Raw genomic sequence first — 13,670 nt, 5'->3', positions numbered from 1 at the left:
AAAGGATGGTATCTCTGTCGCACACGCTGGCCTCGCTGTCGGATGATGACATGATGGCCCTCGTTGGCCCGGCGGCGTGGGCGAATGGCCTGCGTTTAGCGCGCAGTGGCGCGGTGCGTGAATTCTCCTGGAGCGACGATGGGGAGCAGGCTGAAGCACGCGTGAAGGAAGCCGGGCTGACCTATCGGGTGCGCGTCGCACAGGACGCTGTGCGTCCCTCCCTCGCGTGTGCGTGCCCGCTGCGCAGTGACTGTCCCCATACGGTAGCGACGCTCATTGTTGGGCGCGAGGATGCCCGCGACAAGCAGCGCTCGGTGCCTGAATGGAGCCGTGTCCTCGAGCAAATGCTGGGTTCTGACCGCGACCGCCTGGGCGAGCCGTTGGCCCTCGTCGTTGATGCGCATGATCCCGGGGTCGAGCCGTCTCTGATCCCGCTGCGCCGAAGCTCCTCATCCGGGTGGACGACGAAGAGGGCTTCGTGGCTCGATTTGACGGCGACGCAGTGGGCGTCAGTGACGGATGGGCTGGATCCCACGCATGTCTCTCTCATGCGCGAGGGGTACCGCCTGTCGCGTGAATCGCGTTCGTGGCACTCGCGCACGGAGGTGACGCTTAGTTCGCTGGGCGAGCATGCCTACGCGTGGCTGGCGCGTCTGCTGCGGGCCGGGGTTGAGCTCTACGCCTCGCCTGACGCCGATGAGAGGGTGGTGCTCTCGCACGCGACCTGGGACGCGGACATTGATGTGCGCTCCGGTGACGACGGCCTTGACGTCAGAGTCGTCGCGCGCAACGGAGACGAGGTGGTCACGAGGCCGCGCATCGACCGCGACGCGAGTGTGCTGCTGCTGGATGGAGGGCGCGGAATCGCGCGGATTGAGGGTGTGGGAATGCTTGACGGCTTTCCTCTCGATCGAGGCTTGCATATTCCTGCCGCAGATGTCGCGCAGTTTCGTGGCACGTGGCTACCCGCCCTCCTCAAGCGTTTTTCGATGGCTTCCTCCGATGGCAGTTTTGACCCTCAGGCTCGCCCGGACGTGTCGCTCGTGGGCACGGTGCGACGCGACGGGGAATCTGTCGTTGTGCGTTGGTGGGCCGAGTATCGTCAGGGTGAGTCACGCTCGCGCACTCCTGTGGCCCACTGCGTGGAGGACGAGGACGTGGCCGAGATCCTGGGTCGCGTCGAGTTGTGGGGACGTGGGTTCGACTCCGCCCTGTGGACCGCGCCTCCGACGACGGGGAGGCTGTCTCCGTGGCGTGTTCCCGCCTTCTTGGAAGCGGTTGTTGATGCTGAGGGCATCGATGGCCTCGTGTGGGACGTTGCGGAGGACGTGCGTGCCATCGACGTGCGAGAAGACGGATTCGATGTCGATGTGAGCGTTGATCCAGCCACGCGTGACTGGTTTGACCTCAACGTGCGCCTGCGCCTCGGCCGCGTCACGATCAGCGTGCGCGAAGCGCTCGAAGCGATCGCCAACGGACAGGATTACGTCGAGGTCGAGGGAACGTGGGTACGCCTTGACGGCGAACGTATTCGCTCCTTGGCGACGTTGCTGGAAGAGGCGCGCACCCTGGCGGGATGGGACGGCGAGGGGTTCAGGCTCACGCCGATGCAGGTCGGCGTCGTCGATCTATTCGCGAGTGCATCCGACCACGTGAGCCTCAGTGACGCGTGGAGGATGCGGGTCGCTCCGCTGCGCGACGGCTCCGCGGATGAAGGTGTGCCGCCGGTACCATCGCTCAGCTCGGTTCTGCGGCCGTACCAACGGCACGGCCACGCTTGGCTAACGGCTCGCTTGTCCGGTGGAATCGGTGGAATTTTGGCGGATGACATGGGCCTGGGTAAAACCGTTCAGATCCTGTCGGCTGTGGCAGCGCTGCGAGCGCATGCACCCGCCGGCGATCCCTCGCCAGTTCTCGTCGTGGCGCCGACCTCCGTCGTTGGCGTGTGGATAGACCAGGCGCGCACCTTCACACCGCACCTGCGTGTGCGCGCGGTGACGGAAACGGCCACGCGCCGTGGGACGACGATTCAGGAGGAGGTTGCCGATATGGATATCGTCGTCACCTCCTACACGCTCGCCCGCCTGGAGGCGGAGCAGTGGAACCAGGTGCGCCTCGGCGGAGTTGTCATCGATGAAGCGCAAGCGGTGAAAAACCCTCGTACCGCAACCTACCGAGCGCTTCGCGATCTTGAGTCGCCCTGGAAGTTGGCTGTGTCGGGTACCCCCATCGAAAACTCGCTGGGAGACCTGTGGTCGTTGCTTTCCTTGACGTGCCCCGGCCTCCTGCCCCCGTGGGAGACATTCCAGCAGCAGGTGCGCAGGCCCATCGAAAATGGCGCGGATCCGGCGATGCTCGGGCGCCTGACGGCCTATGTCGCGCCCTTTGTTCTGCGGCGCACGAAGGAGGAGGTCGCTCCGGATCTGCCCGATAAGATCGTCGACATTGTGCGCGTCGATTTGGGCAAGGAACACCGCCGTATCTACGATCAGTATCTGGCCCGCGAGCGCGCCCGGATTCTCGACCTGCTGCGAGATGTGGATGCGAACCGCATGAGTGTGCTTGCGGCGATTACGAGGCTGCGTCAGCTAGCGCTCGATCCGGCTCTCGTCGAGGAGTCGTATGCGCACGTGGGGTCGGCAAAAATCGAGTACCTGGCGGATCGCCTGGATGAGATTGTGCCACTCGGACATCAGGCCTTGGTGTTTAGCCAGTTCACCTCGTTCCTGGAGCGTATCCGGCACATGCTTGAGCGCCGTGGAATATCCGCCGTGCAGCTCGATGGGTCGACGCGTGGTCGGGCTGAGGTCATCGAGAAGTTCCGCTCGGGCGATGCTCAAGTCTTCCTCATCTCGCTGAAGGCTGGCGGTTCCGGATTGACCCTCACCGAGGCGGACTACGTCTACGTCATGGATCCCTGGTGGAATCCTGCCGCGGAGGAGCAGGCGATTGATCGCGCGCACCGCATCGGTCAGATGAAGAAAGTCAACGTCTATCGAATGGTTGCGACTGATACGATCGAGGCGAAGGTTGTGGAGCTTCAGGATCGCAAGCGCCAGCTCATTTCTTCGGTGATGAACGGGACTGGAATGGGCGCTCGCCTGAGCGAGGCGGACCTGCGCGGGCTCCTCGACTAAAGGGCGGCGAAGCCTTTCGGGCGCACGGCGACCTTCAGGCCGGCGCGTGTGCGCACGGCGTTGAGGGCGTCGCTGACGTCGGACAGCTCATACTCGTGTGTGATGAGTGGCGACAGGTTAATGCGTCCGCTTGAGAGCGCTTCGACGGCCGCCGTGTAGTCGTCAAGGGTCGCGTTCGCGCTGCCGCTGATGGTCAGCTCCCGGTAGTGCACGAGGTTCGGGTCGATCTGAGTCATCGCTCCCGCGGGGAAGCCTGCGAAGAAAGAAATGTGGCCGCCGATGCGCGCGCACTGAGCGGCAACGGAGACGAGGGCTGGGGCTCCGACTGCGATGATGACGACGTCTGCTCCGACACCGTCAGTCCACGTCATGACCTCACGCACAAGATCCTCGCCTTGAGCGCCGGTCGTCAACTCGGCTCCCATCGCTCGCGCGGGTTCGAGGCGCGCCTGTCGGCCGCAGGCCATGACGCGCGCGCCGGCAGAAACCGCGAGTGCGCAGTGGATGAGGCCGATCGGGCCAGTTCCCAGAACGAGCACACGGGAGTTGGATTCGATGGGTAGGCGTGTTGTTGCGCGCAGGCAGCACGAGAGCGGCTCGGCGAGCGCGAGGTGAGGCGGGGCGATCTCGCGAGCGACGGGGGTAATGCACGCGAGCGCTTCTTCGGGGACGATTATGAAGTCTGCGAGGGCTCCATCCACCCCCGTTCCGAATAGGCGCATGTTCGCGCACACGTTAGAGCGCCCACTCGTACAGGGGGCGCAGTGTCCGCAGGCAATCTCGGGAGCGAGTCCGACCTGCGTACCCGGAGCCGGAACGTCGACCCCTGCGGTGAGGTCGCTTCCAACACGCCACACGCGTGCGGCGATTTCGTGCCCGAGGACTACGCCCGGGGTGACGCCGTTCGTCTTTTGTCCTGTTGCGATGCGCAAGTCCGTGCCGCACAGGGTTGTTGCTTCGACGGAGAGGAGAACGTCGCGTGGGCCGAGTGTTGGGATGGGGCGTTCGTCGAGTACCAGGGCGCCGGGGGAGCGAAGCGACGCTGCGAGCATGGATTCCATGCTCCCAGCATAGGGCTTGTGCTCCTCGTGGGAGGGGCGCCTTTCACCCCATCTGTACGCGCCAACGCAGCTCCCCCCAACAACAGTATCGAACATATGTTCTATATAATGGCTGCATGACCACGGAACGACGCTACGCAGAACTGCATGCGCACAGCGCCTTCACGTTTCTGGACGGGACCGACGAGCCCGCGCGTATGGTGGAGGAAGCTGCGCGCCTCGGGCTCGATGCCCTCGCGATTCTCGACGTCGACGGCATGTACTCGACGGTTCAGACGACCATGGCTGCCCGCACGGCCGGCCTGCCGATCGTGTACGGCGCTGAGCTCACGCTCGCGCCGGATGCTCTGAGGGGCATTGTTCCGGGTTCATCTGCGCCGGGATGGGGACTTGCTCCCGGAGCTGAAGACCCGGGGATGCGCCTCCCCATTGTGGCGGCCAGCCCCACCGGCTACGCGCATCTCGTGGGAGCGATGAGCGCTCGAGCACTGTCTGAACCCGGGCAGCGCAATCCACGCCACGACCTCGTCAATCTGAGTGAGGCCGGAGGGGAGCTCGTCGTCCTCACTGGCGGTAGGCGGGGCCCGCTCATGCGCGCGCTACGAGCCGGGGGCACGGCGCCCGCACGCCGAGTCCTGGACGGACTTGTAGACGCTTTTGGGTGCGACCAGGTCCTCGTCGAGTGGCAGGCTGCGCGTGGGGATGAAGACGAGGTCGGAGACGTACTCGCGGAGCTTGCGCGCGCGAGCGGAACTCGCCTGGTGGCGACGAGCGGAGCGCGCATGTCCTCACCCTCGAAGCAGGCGCTCGGCGACATTTTGACGGCGACCCGCTTGGGATCTTCCTTGAACGAGGCGGAGGCTCACCTGGGCGCGCACCGCTCTTTCCTGCGTTCACCCGCGGAGATGGCACGACTGCATGGAGCACACCCGCAGGCACTCGACAACGCATGCGAGGTCGCAGCCGCGTGCGCTTTCGACCTGCGCCTCGTCGCCCCGCGCTTGCCGCGCACCCAGGTCCCCGACGGGCACACCCCGGACAGCTGGCTCGCGCACTGCACCTACGAGGGCGCGAGCGTGCGCTACGGATCACGCGCGCACCACCCCCGGGCATGGGAGACGATCGAGCACGAACTGGGGGTCATCGAGCGCCTCGGCTTTGCAGGCTACTTCCTCATCGTCAAAGACATCGTCGACTTTTGCGCCCGCAACGGAATCCTGTGCCAGGGGCGGGGCAGCGCCGCCAACTCAGCGGTGTGCTATTGCCTGGGAATCACAGCGGTCGACGCGGTGCGCCACAACCTGCTGTTCGAGCGATTTTTATCCGATGCGCGCTCGGGGCCACCGGATATCGATGTCGATATCGAGGCGTGTCGTCGAGAAGAGGTCATCCAGTACGTCTACGACACGTTTGGGAGGGATCGCGCGGCCCAGGTCGCGAACGTCATCACGTACCGCCCGCGCTCAGCGATCCGCGATGTCGCACGCGCCCTCGGATACCCGGCCGGTACGGCCACAGCCTGGTCCCAGGGCAGGGGAGAAGTGCCACCCCTCGTTGGTGATGCGGCCCAGGCGCTCGCGCGTCTTCCCCGGCACATGGGGATCCACTCAGGCGGCATGGTGCTCACCGATCAGCCGGTGTCGCGCATCTGCCCGGTTGGGTGGGCCGCGATGCCGGGACGTACGGTTCTCCAATGGGATAAGGAGGACTGTGCGGATGCCGGCCTCGTGAAGTTCGACCTGCTATCGCTCGGCATGTTGACCGCGTTGCGCGTCGCCTTCGACGAGCTCCGGGCGGGTGGCGCGCGTGCGGGGGAGGCCTCGAATCAGCTGCGTGGCTGGGCACCTCGAGTAGTGGAAGGGCGCGAGGGCCAACCCCTGGGCCTGCATACCCTGCCGGAGGAGGATCCGAGGGTCTATGACTTGCTGTGCGCGGCCGACACGGTGGGCGTCTTCCAGGTGGAGTCACGTGCGCAGATGAATACGCTTCCCCGGCTCAAGCCGCGCTGCTTCTACGACATTGTCGTGGAGGTCGCTCTGATCCGACCGGGGCCGATCCAGGGGCGCTCAGTCAACCCCTATTTGCGCCGCCGTTCGGGACGCGAGGAGGTCACCTATCTGCACCCACTCCTTGAGCCTGCCCTGCGCCAGACGCTCGGGGTTCCCCTCTTTCAGGAGCAGCTCATGCGCATCGCGACGGATGCAGCGGGATTATCTGGGGCACGCGCCGATCAGCTGCGCCGCGCGATGGGGGCCAAGCGCAGCCCGGAGCGCATGGAAGCTCTCAAGGGGGACCTTATGGCGGGCATGGAGGAACGGGGTATCGACGCGCCCACGCGCGAGCGTATCTTCGAACAGCTCAAGGGCTTTGCGGACTTCGGGTTCCCGGAGTCTCATTCGTTTTCCTTCGCACACATCGTGTACGCGTCGTCCTGGCTGAAGGTGCACGCCCCCGAGCACTTTTATGCCGCGATCCTGGCCTCCCAGCCGATGGGCTTCTATTCGCCCGCGACCCTCGTGCAGGACGCCCGCAGGCACGGGGTGCGCGTGGTGGGTCCGTCAGTCAACGATTCACTCGTCGACGCGAGCGTGCAGCGCGTGGGCGACGATGAGGCGGGGGAGTCCTACAACCCGGGGCGCCCGGAGGCTTTGCCCTCGCGCGGCACCGTTGCCCTCGATGTCGATCGCGAGCTTGCGGTGCGTATCGGGCTCTCTCAGGTACGAGGCCTGGGCGCGGTCGCCGAGCGCATCGTCGAAGCCAGGCGTCAGGGAGCATTTACGAGTCAGGCGGACCTCGCGCGGCGAGCCCACGTGAGCGCCTCTGCCATGGAAAAGCTCGCGATGGCCGGCGCTCTCGAGTGCCTGGGGGTCGGGCGGCGCGAGGGCGCATGGGCTGCGGGGGCACTCGCGCAGCCACAGGCTCGGGCCGGTCAATGGCAGCCATTCCTTCCGGGCACGGAGGTGGGGGCGCGCGTTCCCGAGCTGCCTTCGTTATCGGAGGCGGAGCGCATGCGCTCGGATGTCGCTTCGACGGGGCTGACCCCGGGGCGCCACCCTTTCAGCTACGTCCGCGGATCGCTGCCCGCTAGCGTCCTCCGGGCTGGCGAGCTGGGCCAGCACCTGGCCGGACGCATCATCGACATCGCCGGAGTCGTCACCCATCGACAGCGCCCGCACACGGGCGGGGGGATCACGTTCCTCTCCCTTGAAGACGAGACGGGTTTCGTCAACGTCTCGGTGTCAGTGGGCGCGTGGAAAAAGTTTCGACGCGTGTGCCTGGAGTCGAACGCACTCCTCGTTCGCGGGACACTCGAATGGGGTGATGGCGCGATTAACGTGCAAGCCTTCCAGATCGTCCCCGTCGACCTGCCCATCGATGTGCGATCCCGAGACTTTCGCTAACCAGCGCTTCGCGCGTGCTGCGCCACGCCATCCAGGAGGTATGTGCGCAGGTCATCGACCGTGTCGCACACGGCATCCGCATCGGCCAGGCCATCGTCCGTTGCGTAGCCCCACCCAACGCCGATCACCGGAATGCCAGCCTCCTTAGCGCCGCGCACGTCCCAGATCGAGTCGCCGACGATAACGGGGCGGGAGATATCGGCGCCGCGATCCTCCAAACGTGTCAGAGCCTCGTGAATGACTGTTGCTTTGCTCGAGGCCGGGTCGGGGGTAGCCCCGGCAATCACATCAAAAACGCTGGACAGGCCGAGATGCTCCATCTGAGCGAGAGCCATCGGGGCCTGCTTCGACGTCGCGGTCGCCAACGGAACGCCAGCGTTGTGGAGTTCGTGAAGCAGCTCAATGACCCCGGGGAAGGGCTCGGGATCAAGAAAGTGAGCTTGATATCGCGAACGGTAGCCACTCACGAGGTTGGCTAGGAGCTCACCCTCGTACCCCAGGTCGCCGAAGGAGTACCACAGCGGCGGGCCGACATAGGTGCGAAGCCGCCGATCGTCGGGGATCGGACAATCGTAGTCTGACAGTGCGCCACGAAATGCACTCATGACGGCCGGAGCGGAATCAACAATCGTTCCGTCGACGTCAAAAAGGACAACAGAAATGGATAAAGACACGTGGCTCCCCCGCGTTGTTGGTGCTTTCTTAGTCACTATGCCCTATTATCCCGAGAGAAGCATCCGACACGACCACGAGGAGGGAGACATGGAATCACGAGCACAACTGACGCCGATCGTTCAGGCCAATAGTGCGCGCGCTGCCGCATGGCGAGTCTTCTTCGAGGCGTCCGGGCGCCTGCAGGGCATTCTCGAGACGCGCCTCAAGCGCACCTACGGGGTTTCCATGCCCGACTACAATATTCTTCTGGCCCTCTGGGAGGCGCCTGGCCATCGTCTGCGTATGGGCGAGCTGGCCGACCGCGTCGTTTATTCGCCGTCGCGCGTCACCTACCTCGTTTCGAATCTGTCACGCGACGGGTGGGTGGAACGCGTTCCCTCCGCGGTCGATCGCCGCGGCTACGACGCGTGCCTGACGACCCAGGGGATCGAAACTGTGCTTGCTGCCACAGAGCTGCATCAGCAGACGGTCAGCGAGTACCTCCTGGATGGCATGACGGATGCCGATATCGACTCAATTGCCAAGGTTTTCGCCACTCTTGACTCGCGCCTGCGCGGCGGCGAAAAAGACTCCTAGTTTCGATTGGCGCCTCTCGCCCACATCGTGTTAAGCTTCTACTCGCTTGCGGATCGCAACGGTTCGCATCGCTCACCTGCGCGGGTGGCGGAATAGGCAGACGCGCTAGCTTGAGGTGCTAGTCCTCATTTTACGAGGGTGGGGGTTCAAGTCCCCCTCCGCGCACGAAATGCCCCGGGGCCGAAAGGCTCCGGGGTTTTCCATATCAATCGTGAGGAGGCGCCGTGCGTATCGACATGTGGCTCGACACCTGTGACCCGTGGAGCTATCTCGGGCTGCGACACCTGCGCGCAGCTCTCGAGGAATTCGAGCATCGTGACGAGGTCGAGGTCTACCTGCACGCTTTCCTTCTTGACCCGGAACTCGACGCCCCCGTGGACAAGCCCCGCGTCGTGGCTCTCGTAGGATCCGGTGCCGCGACGCTCGAAGAAGTGCGCGAATCTGACGAGCGGATGCAGGCGCTCGGCGCGCGCGAGGGGATCTGCTTCGACTTCGATAACCTCATCATCGCTCCGACATCGCGCGCACACCGCGTCATCGCGGCCGCCCACGATGCGGATATTGATGCCGATACGGTGGCAGGTCCCTCCTCGCTGCAACTGAAGGTTGCCGAGGCCATCATGCGCGCCCACTTCGAAATGGGGCTGGACATCTCCCACCCCGAGGTTCTCATCGGGTGCGCCCAGGACATTGGAATGCCGCCGGAACTTGCTGCTCTCGCTGTGGGCGACGAGGAATGGGCATCCCGCGTGTATTCGGACTTCCAGATGGCGATGCACATGGGTGTCACCACCGTCCCCACGTACGTCTTTGACGCGCAGTACCTCGTCGATGGACATCAAACGATCACCGCATTTACGAACATCCTGGCTACGGCCTGGGAACAGTCTCGAAAGGATCACGCATGAGCGAGAAGAACACCCCCACCTCGAACACTCAGAGCGCTCCCAGCCCGATGGAACTCGTCCAGGAGTTCCACCGCACCTACTCGATGCCGATTCGTTCCTTCGACGATCCGACGTTGTCCTATGAGCGCCTCGGCATGCGCATGAGCCTCATCGCCGAAGAATTCGCTGAACTCATGGGAGCGGTGTACGGCAAGCGCGCGCGCGCGATCATTGAGACGGCTACCGCCGAGGCGGTCGCGGCAGACGATGGCGAGCGCGATGTTATTGAGGCTGCGGACGCCCTCGCCGACCTCATCTACGTCATCTACGGTATGGCGATCGAGTCCGGAATGGATCTCGATTCTGTGCTCGCCGAGGTCCAGGCTTCGAACCTCTCCAAGCTCATGCCGGACGGCTCCGTCAAGCTGCGCGAGGATGGAAAGGTCCTCAAGGGCCCCAACTTCTTCCCGCCGAATGTTGCGCGCGGCCTCGGCCTGGAGACCGGGGAGAGCGCCAACGACGCGGACTAAGGTCCCTAGCACGCGCATTCGTGCCCGCCAGGTGACACAATAGACGCGGTCCACTCACAAGGAGGAAAGACATGGCACGCGTCGCAGTCATTGGCGGAGGTTACGGAGGCGTCACGGTCGCAAAGGGGCTGGACCCCATCGCGGACGTAGTCCTCATCGAGCAGAAGGACCAGTTCGTCCATCACGCAGCCGCGCTGCGTGCCGCAGTCGACACCGTGTGGGAACACGCGATCTTCATGCCCTACACGAACCTGTTGCACCGCGGCGAGGTCCTCCGTGGCACAGTATCGCGTGTTGACGGCACGACCGTTCATGTCTTTGGCCACGACCCGATCGAGGCCGACTACGTCGTCTTCGCGACCGGATCGACCTATCCTTTCCCCGCGAAGTACTCCTCTTACCGCTCGTCCGTGGCGAAGGCACGCCTTGAGCAGCTGCACGAGAACCTCGGACGGGCCCGCTCGGTGATGATCGTCGGCGGCGGCACCGTCGGCATCGAGCTGACCGGCGAACTCGCCAATGCCTTCCCCGGCCTGGACATCACGATCGTTGAGGCCTCCGATCAGATCCTGGGCACGCCCGGCTACACCGATGCGCTGCGCAACGAGATCAGCGAGCAGCTGAGCACCCTCGGCGTGCGCGTCGTCACCGGCTCTGAGCTCGCTTACCTGCCCCCGCAGAACGTTGGCGACCTCAGTCACTTCATGGTTGAAACCAAGAACGGTGAGGTCATCGAGGCCGATCTGTGGTTCCAGTGCTACGGTGCCCGCGCCAACACCGGCTTCCTGATCGGCAGCGACTACGAGTCCGTCATGAACCCGAACGGCACCATCCGTGTCGATAGCACCATGGAGGTCGCAGATCACCCGAACGTCTACGCCGTCGGTGACCTCACCGATGTGCGTGAATCGAAGCGTGCCGACGCCGCGCGCCAGCAGGCCCGCGTCGTCATCGCGAACATCACCGCCCAGATTGAAGGGGAGAAGCCCGACGCCATCTACCAGCCGACGAAGGAGTGGGTGATTCTGCCCCTCGGCCCGAACATGGGTGCGTCGCAGCTCCTTGATGCGGACGGGCAGACCCGTATTCTGGGCGCGGAGCAGACCGCCGAGATCAAGGGAACCGATCTGATGGTGTCCGTTATTCGTTCGCAGCTCAACCTCCCCTGATAAAGTGCGCCGTCTCACGGTAGAATGATCGTCATGACTGGAGATGCCCGCCGCGCGCTGACGCGCCTGCTCAACGCTTTCGAAAACCACTTCGACATCGCACGCGATGGAGACGAGGCCGACGACGCCGCGCTCGAAGCAGCTGAGCTTGCGCTGCGTGACGCGTTCTTCACCTACGACGACATTCTTTTCACTCAGCTGGGCGTGGAATTGCCGTTCGACATTCTCGATGACTCCGAGGATGACGACGATGATTTCGACGACTCCGATGAAGACGACGGCGACGAGGATGACGACGACTTTATCGAGGTCGATGACTGATTCGATCATCAGCTTGTTCAACATGGGTGGGGCCCGAACCAAGCGGTTCGGGCCCCACCCATCTTTACGTGATCACGCGACGTCAATCACGTGAAGCGCGCCTTACTACTGAGCCACCTCGGAGAGAACCTGCCGAATGGGGGCAGGCAACGGCTCCGTGTAGTCGAGCAGCGTCTCCAGCTGGCGCAGCGTGCGCGGACCGACGAGGGCACTGGTGACACCCGGATAATCGCGCACCCATGCAAGCGCCACGTCGCCCGTCGAGCGTTCGAGTCCCGCGCCCGCGCGCGTGGCAGCCTCAATGACGCCGCGCGCCGAGCCCGTCAAGTGGCCCTCCACCAGATGGCAAAGATGCGGCGAAGCGGCGCGCGAGTCTGCGGGCGTCGAGTGGCGGTACTTGCCCGTCAGAGCACCGCCTGCCAATGCGGACGCGGCGATGACGCCGACCCCGTGTTCACTCAGCTCAGCGACCCTCGCCGCCCGCGAGGTATCTGCGAGGGAGAAGGGGAACTCGACCACCGAGATCGGAGCGCTCGCTCCGAGCACGCCGTGTGTCACCGCCTCGGCAAGCTGCCACTGCGTCGCCCGCGACAGCCCCACGTAGCGCGCACGGCCAGAGCGATACGCTGCGGTCGCAGCTTCAAGAGTCTCCTCCAGTGGGACCTCCGGGCGAGGCTCCACCATCCACACGTCCACGTAGTCGGTGTCCAACCGTGCGAGGGCATCATCGAGACTGCGCAGCAGATCGCCGCGCCCCGCAGCGCTCACCCACGCACCTTCGGAGGCCCGGCGCACGCCTCCGCGCCAGGCGACTGCCACGCGGTGCCGACCAACAGCTGAGATGGCTTCGGACAGGATGTCTACCGCCATGCCGTCACCATGGGACGCAGAACATTCGACCAGATTGCCGCCCGCGTCGACGAAACGGCGCAGCATATCGAGTGCTTCGGGGCCGTCAGTGTCGCGCCCCCAGGTGAGCGTGCCGATACCAATGGCCGACAGGTAGAGCCCGGTGCGGCCGCATTGCTTCAAGTCCATGCATCTAGCCTAGCCGAGTCCGAGACAGCCACCGTGCATGTTGCTCGGGCAGCGGGGGAGTGGTTCCGCCGAACACCGGGCAGAGTGACCGCACCCCGCACCAGTTGCACAGGGGATTCTTGCGAGGCGCAAAAGAGTCGTTCTCAATGTCGCGTGCAATCGAGTCCCAGAGCTGGTCAATGTGACGCTCAAAACTCGCGATGTCGCCCGCTTCGGGATCAAAGGTGATGACCTGTCCGGCCTTCAGATAGACGAGCTGCATGCGAGAAGGAAGCACCTGCGTGCGCGCGAGGAGCAGCGCGTAGAAACGCAGCTGGTACAGGGCCTCGTCGACGTAGCGCGGGCCGGGCGCCTTCCCGGTCTTGTAGTCGACGACCCGAAGCCGTCCGTCGGGGGCACGGTCCACACGGTCGATGAAACCGAGGAGTCGTACGCCGCCCGAGGTCGTTGTCGTCACACGCTGCTCAAGCGCTGCTGGCGCAATCCACTGGGGCTGCTCGATCGCAAAGTACCCGTCGACGACCGCGCGCGCCTCGTCGAGCCACGCGTCACGGTCCGCATCGTCGCTAAACAACGCGGGAACCTCCGGGTTTTTTGACGCCAGAGCCTCGTATTGCGGCCACACCTGGCCGCGCGCGGCCTCAGGTGTACGCTGCTGCGCTGGCAGAGCGAAAAGCTTCTCAAGCACTGCGTGCACGATTGTTCCCAGAGCCTTCGCGCGCGTTTCCGGTTCACGGTATCCGTCCAGGACGTGAAGACGGTACTGCAGGGGGCAGCGCTCGTATTCCTTCGCTCGTGAAGCCGAGAGTGCGGGCTCCCACGTGCGCTCGGCCGTCGAAGGGGTGATCAGGTCTGTCATGAATACCACGCTAACC

At 64.6% G+C, this 13,670-nt stretch carries 11 protein-coding genes and 1 tRNA gene; 8 read left to right on the top strand and 4 right to left on the bottom strand.

From position 1 onward, the window contains the following. The first annotated feature begins 5 nt into the window (after positions 1-5). Complete coding sequence (locus FOC40_RS06385) at positions 6-3,137, top strand: DEAD/DEAH box helicase (RefSeq protein ID WP_003796778.1); 3,132 nt, start codon at positions 6-8, stop codon at positions 3,135-3,137. On the opposite strand, the gene FOC40_RS06380 is transcribed toward FOC40_RS06385, so the two are convergent. Then, on the bottom strand, positions 3,134-4,198 hold the full coding sequence (locus tag FOC40_RS06380; RefSeq protein WP_081445543.1) for an alcohol dehydrogenase catalytic domain-containing protein: 1,065 nt from the start codon (positions 4,196-4,198) through the stop codon (positions 3,134-3,136). The genes FOC40_RS06385 and FOC40_RS06380 overlap by 4 nt on opposite strands. A gap of 116 nt (positions 4,199-4,314) precedes the next feature. On the opposite strand from FOC40_RS06380, the gene FOC40_RS06375 reads away from it, so the two are divergent. Continuing rightward, entirely contained in the window at positions 4,315-7,599 is a 3,285-nt protein-coding gene (locus FOC40_RS06375) for an error-prone DNA polymerase (RefSeq protein ID WP_003796775.1), read from the top strand. Here FOC40_RS06375 and FOC40_RS06370 read toward each other — a convergent pair. After that, complete coding sequence (locus FOC40_RS06370) at positions 7,596-8,273, bottom strand: HAD family hydrolase (RefSeq protein ID WP_196773341.1); 678 nt, start codon at positions 8,271-8,273, stop codon at positions 7,596-7,598. The genes FOC40_RS06375 and FOC40_RS06370 overlap by 4 nt on opposite strands. Positions 8,274-8,361: 88 nt before the next feature. Between FOC40_RS06370 and FOC40_RS06365 the strand changes: the two genes are divergently transcribed. The 6 genes from FOC40_RS06365 to FOC40_RS06340 all read left to right on the top strand — a co-directional run bounded on the left by FOC40_RS06365 (position 8,362) and on the right by FOC40_RS06340 (position 11,757). After that, the gene (locus FOC40_RS06365; protein WP_196773340.1) at positions 8,362-8,850 is read left to right on the top strand and encodes a MarR family winged helix-turn-helix transcriptional regulator; all 489 of its coding nucleotides are present in this window, start codon (positions 8,362-8,364) and stop codon (positions 8,848-8,850) included. A 78-nt stretch (positions 8,851-8,928) separates the two neighbouring features. Then, a tRNA-Leu gene (locus FOC40_RS06360) sits at positions 8,929-9,015 on the top strand. A 71-nt stretch (positions 9,016-9,086) separates the two neighbouring features. Continuing rightward, a complete protein-coding gene (locus tag FOC40_RS06355) occupies positions 9,087-9,758 on the top strand; it encodes a DsbA family oxidoreductase (protein ID WP_003796770.1) in 672 nt (223 codons plus the stop codon). Continuing rightward, positions 9,755-10,267, top strand: a complete 513-nt coding sequence (locus FOC40_RS06350; protein ID WP_003792362.1) for a nucleoside triphosphate pyrophosphohydrolase family protein — start codon at positions 9,755-9,757, stop codon at positions 10,265-10,267. The genes FOC40_RS06355 and FOC40_RS06350 overlap by 4 nt, the downstream gene beginning before the upstream one ends. Positions 10,268-10,338: 71 nt before the next feature. Beyond that, a complete protein-coding gene (locus tag FOC40_RS06345) occupies positions 10,339-11,436 on the top strand; it encodes an NAD(P)/FAD-dependent oxidoreductase (protein ID WP_003796768.1) in 1,098 nt (365 codons plus the stop codon). Between the two features lie 33 nt (positions 11,437-11,469). Next, complete coding sequence (locus tag FOC40_RS06340) at positions 11,470-11,757, top strand: hypothetical protein (RefSeq protein ID WP_039929799.1); 288 nt, start codon at positions 11,470-11,472, stop codon at positions 11,755-11,757. 105 nt (positions 11,758-11,862) lie between these two features. Here FOC40_RS06340 and FOC40_RS06335 read toward each other — a convergent pair whose 3' ends face one another. Then, complete coding sequence (locus tag FOC40_RS06335; RefSeq protein ID WP_003796763.1) at positions 11,863-12,795, bottom strand: aldo/keto reductase; 933 nt, start codon at positions 12,793-12,795, stop codon at positions 11,863-11,865. 4 nt (positions 12,796-12,799) lie between these two features. Continuing rightward, positions 12,800-13,654 (bottom strand): RecB family exonuclease, encoded by an 855-nt coding sequence (locus FOC40_RS06330; RefSeq protein ID WP_039929798.1) that lies wholly within the window; start codon positions 13,652-13,654, stop codon positions 12,800-12,802. Between the last annotated feature and the right edge of the window lie 16 nt (positions 13,655-13,670).

It is taken from the genome of Schaalia odontolytica, assembly GCF_009730335.1.
GTDB lineage: Bacteria > Actinomycetota > Actinomycetes > Actinomycetales > Actinomycetaceae > Pauljensenia > Pauljensenia dentiphila.
This window is presented reverse-complemented; position numbering and strand designations above follow the sequence as displayed.

What these genes read in the sequence shown, in the direction of transcription:
- FOC40_RS06365 (WP_196773340.1), top strand. Translation starts at nt 8,362, where the DNA reads ATGGAATCACGAGCACAACTGACGCCGATCGTTCAGGCCAATAGTGCG.
- FOC40_RS06380 (WP_081445543.1), bottom strand. Translation starts at nt 4,198, where the DNA reads ATGGAATCCATGCTCGCAGCGTCGCTTCGCTCCCCCGGCGCCCTGGTA.
- FOC40_RS06330 (WP_039929798.1), bottom strand. Translation starts at nt 13,654, where the DNA reads ATGACAGACCTGATCACCCCTTCGACGGCCGAGCGCACGTGGGAGCCC.
- FOC40_RS06340 (WP_039929799.1), top strand. Translation starts at nt 11,470, where the DNA reads ATGACTGGAGATGCCCGCCGCGCGCTGACGCGCCTGCTCAACGCTTTC.
- FOC40_RS06345 (WP_003796768.1), top strand. Translation starts at nt 10,339, where the DNA reads ATGGCACGCGTCGCAGTCATTGGCGGAGGTTACGGAGGCGTCACGGTC.
- FOC40_RS06385 (WP_003796778.1), top strand. Translation starts at nt 6, where the DNA reads ATGGTATCTCTGTCGCACACGCTGGCCTCGCTGTCGGATGATGACATG.
- FOC40_RS06375 (WP_003796775.1), top strand. Translation starts at nt 4,315, where the DNA reads ATGACCACGGAACGACGCTACGCAGAACTGCATGCGCACAGCGCCTTC.
- FOC40_RS06355 (WP_003796770.1), top strand. Translation starts at nt 9,087, where the DNA reads ATGTGGCTCGACACCTGTGACCCGTGGAGCTATCTCGGGCTGCGACAC.
- FOC40_RS06350 (WP_003792362.1), top strand. Translation starts at nt 9,755, where the DNA reads ATGAGCGAGAAGAACACCCCCACCTCGAACACTCAGAGCGCTCCCAGC.
- FOC40_RS06335 (WP_003796763.1), bottom strand. Translation starts at nt 12,795, where the DNA reads ATGGACTTGAAGCAATGCGGCCGCACCGGGCTCTACCTGTCGGCCATT.